General features: G+C 51.1%; 2 rRNA genes. Both read left to right on the top strand.

The features are described 5' to 3' along the window. Window positions 1–162 precede the first annotated feature (162 nt). Window positions 163–3,054: ribosomal RNA gene (locus tag JFU11_RS27890) — 23S ribosomal RNA — on the top strand. Between the two features lie 158 nt (window positions 3,055–3,212). Further along, window positions 3,213–3,289: ribosomal RNA gene (rrf, locus tag JFU11_RS27885) — 5S ribosomal RNA — on the top strand; the annotation flags it as partial.

The following is a 3,289-nucleotide window of genomic DNA, read 5'->3' as shown; positions in this document are numbered from 1 at the left end:
TTTGATTAGATCGTTCTTTAAAAATTTGGGTATGTGATAGAAAGATAGACTGGATAACACTTTCACTGGTGTTGTTCAGGCTAAGGTAAAATTTGTGAGTTTAATCGCGAATTTTCGGCGAATGTCGTCTTCATAGTATAACCAGATTGCTTGGGGTTATATGGTCAAGTGAAGAAGCGCATACGGTGGATGCCTTGGCAGTCAGAGGCGATGAAAGACGTGGTAGCCTGCGAAAAGCTTCGGGGAGTCGGCAAACAGACTTTGATCCGGAGATGTCTGAATGGGGGAACCCACCTAACATAAGTTAGGTATCTTAAGCTGAATACATAGGCTTAAGAAGCGAACCAGGGGAACTGAAACATCTAAGTACCCTGAGGAAAAGAAATCAACCGAGATTCCCTTAGTAGTGGCGAGCGAACGGGGACTAGCCCTTAAGTGGCTTTGAGATTAGCGGAACGCTCTGGAAAGTGCGGCCATAGTGGGTGATAGCCCTGTACGCGAAAATCTCTTGGTCATGAAATCGAGTAGGACGGAGCACGAGAAACTTTGTCTGAATATGGGGGGACCATCCTCCAAGGCTAAATACTACTGACTGACCGATAGTGAACTAGTACCGTGAGGGAAAGGCGAAAAGAACCCCGGAGAGGGGAGTGAAATAGATCCTGAAACCGTATGCGTACAAGCAGTGGGAGCCCACTTTGTTGGGTGACTGCGTACCTTTTGTATAATGGGTCAGCGACTTATTTTCAGTGGCGAGCTTAACCGAATAGGGGAGGCGTAGCGAAAGCGAGTCTTAATAGGGCGTCTAGTCGCTGGGAATAGACCCGAAACCGGGCGATCTATCCATGGGCAGGTTGAAGGTTGGGTAACACTAACTGGAGGACCGAACCGACTACCGTTGAAAAGTTAGCGGATGACCTGTGGATCGGAGTGAAAGGCTAATCAAGCTCGGAGATAGCTGGTTCTCCTCGAAAGCTATTTAGGTAGCGCCTCATGTATCACTGTAGGGGGTAGAGCACTGTTTCGGCTAGGGGGTCATCCCGACTTACCAAACCGATGCAAACTCCGAATACCTACAAGTGCCGAGCATGGGAGACACACGGCGGGTGCTAACGTCCGTCGTGAAAAGGGAAACAACCCAGACCGTCAGCTAAGGTCCCAAAGTTATGGTTAAGTGGGAAACGATGTGGGAAGGCTTAGACAGCTAGGAGGTTGGCTTAGAAGCAGCCACCCTTTAAAGAAAGCGTAATAGCTCACTAGTCGAGTCGGCCTGCGCGGAAGATGTAACGGGGCTCAAACCATACACCGAAGCTACGGGTATCACTTAGGTGATGCGGTAGAGGAGCGTTCTGTAAGCCTGTGAAGGTGAGTTGAGAAGCTTGCTGGAGGTATCAGAAGTGCGAATGCTGACATGAGTAACGACAATGGGTGTGAAAAACACCCACGCCGAAAGACCAAGGTTTCCTGCGCAACGTTAATCGACGCAGGGTTAGTCGGTCCCTAAGGCGAGGCTGAAAAGCGTAGTCGATGGAAAACAGGTTAATATTCCTGTACTTCTGGTTATTGCGATGGAGGGACGGAGAAGGCTAGGCCAGCTTGGCGTTGGTTGTCCAAGTTTAAGGTGGTAGGCTGGAATCTTAGGTAAATCCGGGATTCCAAGGCCGAGAGCTGATGACGAGTGTTCTTTTAGAACACGAAGTGGTTGATGCCATGCTTCCAAGAAAAGCTTCTAAGCTTCAGGTAACCAGGAACCGTACCCCAAACCGACACAGGTGGTTGGGTAGAGAATACCAAGGCGCTTGAGAGAACTCGGGTGAAGGAACTAGGCAAAATGGCACCGTAACTTCGGGAGAAGGTGCGCCGGTGAGGGTGAAGCATTTACTGCGTAAGCCCACGCCGGTCGAAGATACCAGGCCGCTGCGACTGTTTATTAAAAACACAGCACTCTGCAAACACGAAAGTGGACGTATAGGGTGTGACGCCTGCCCGGTGCCGGAAGGTTAATTGATGGGGTTAGCTAACGCGAAGCTCTTGATCGAAGCCCCGGTAAACGGCGGCCGTAACTATAACGGTCCTAAGGTAGCGAAATTCCTTGTCGGGTAAGTTCCGACCTGCACGAATGGCGTAACGATGGCGGCGCTGTCTCCACCCGAGACTCAGTGAAATTGAAATCGCTGTGAAGATGCAGTGTATCCGCGGCTAGACGGAAAGACCCCGTGAACCTTTACTATAGCTTTGCACTGGACTTTGAATTTGCTTGTGTAGGATAGGTGGGAGGCTTTGAAGCGTGGACGCCAGTTCGCGTGGAGCCAACCTTGAAATACCACCCTGGCAACTTTGAGGTTCTAACTCAGGTCCGTTATCCGGATCGAGGACAGTGTATGGTGGGTAGTTTGACTGGGGCGGTCTCCTCCTAAAGAGTAACGGAGGAGTACGAAGGTGCGCTCAGACCGGTCGGAAATCGGTCGTAGAGTATAAAGGCAAAAGCGCGCTTGACTGCGAGACAGACACGTCGAGCAGGTACGAAAGTAGGTCTTAGTGATCCGGTGGTTCTGTATGGAAGGGCCATCGCTCAACGGATAAAAGGTACTCCGGGGATAACAGGCTGATACCGCCCAAGAGTTCATATCGACGGCGGTGTTTGGCACCTCGATGTCGGCTCATCACATCCTGGGGCTGAAGCCGGTCCCAAGGGTATGGCTGTTCGCCATTTAAAGTGGTACGCGAGCTGGGTTTAGAACGTCGTGAGACAGTTCGGTCCCTATCTGCCGTGGACGTTTGAGATTTGAGAGGGGCTGCTCCTAGTACGAGAGGACCGGAGTGGACGAACCTCTGGTGTTCCGGTTGTCACGCCAGTGGCATTGCCGGGTAGCTATGTTCGGAATAGATAACCGCTGAAAGCATCTAAGCGGGAAACTAGCCTCAAGATGAGATCTCACTGGGACCTTGAGTCCCCTGAAGGGCCGTCGAAGACTACGACGTTGATAGGTTGGGTGTGTAAGCGCTGTGAGGCGTTGAGCTAACCAATACTAATTGCCCGTGAGGCTTGACCATATAACACCCAAGCAATTTGCTGACCTGAAGAGGCACCAGATTGCGGTGTGTGAAGACGAAACGAACCGAAAGTTCGAGATACTCACAAAACACCAAACTATCGCATACCCATTCGCTGGAGCGTGAGCCGCAAGGCAAACGAGCTGGCTACCGAATTTCTTGACGACCATAGAGCATTGGAACCACCTGATCCCATCCCGAACTCAGCAGTGAAACGATGCATCGCCGATGGTAG

Source organism: Pseudomonas sp. TH37 (assembly GCF_016650735.1).
Classification (GTDB): Bacteria; Pseudomonadota; Gammaproteobacteria; order Pseudomonadales; family Pseudomonadaceae; genus Aquipseudomonas; species Aquipseudomonas farris.
The sequence above is the reverse complement of the archived record's forward strand: the minus strand, read 5'-3'. Positions and strand labels throughout refer to the sequence as shown.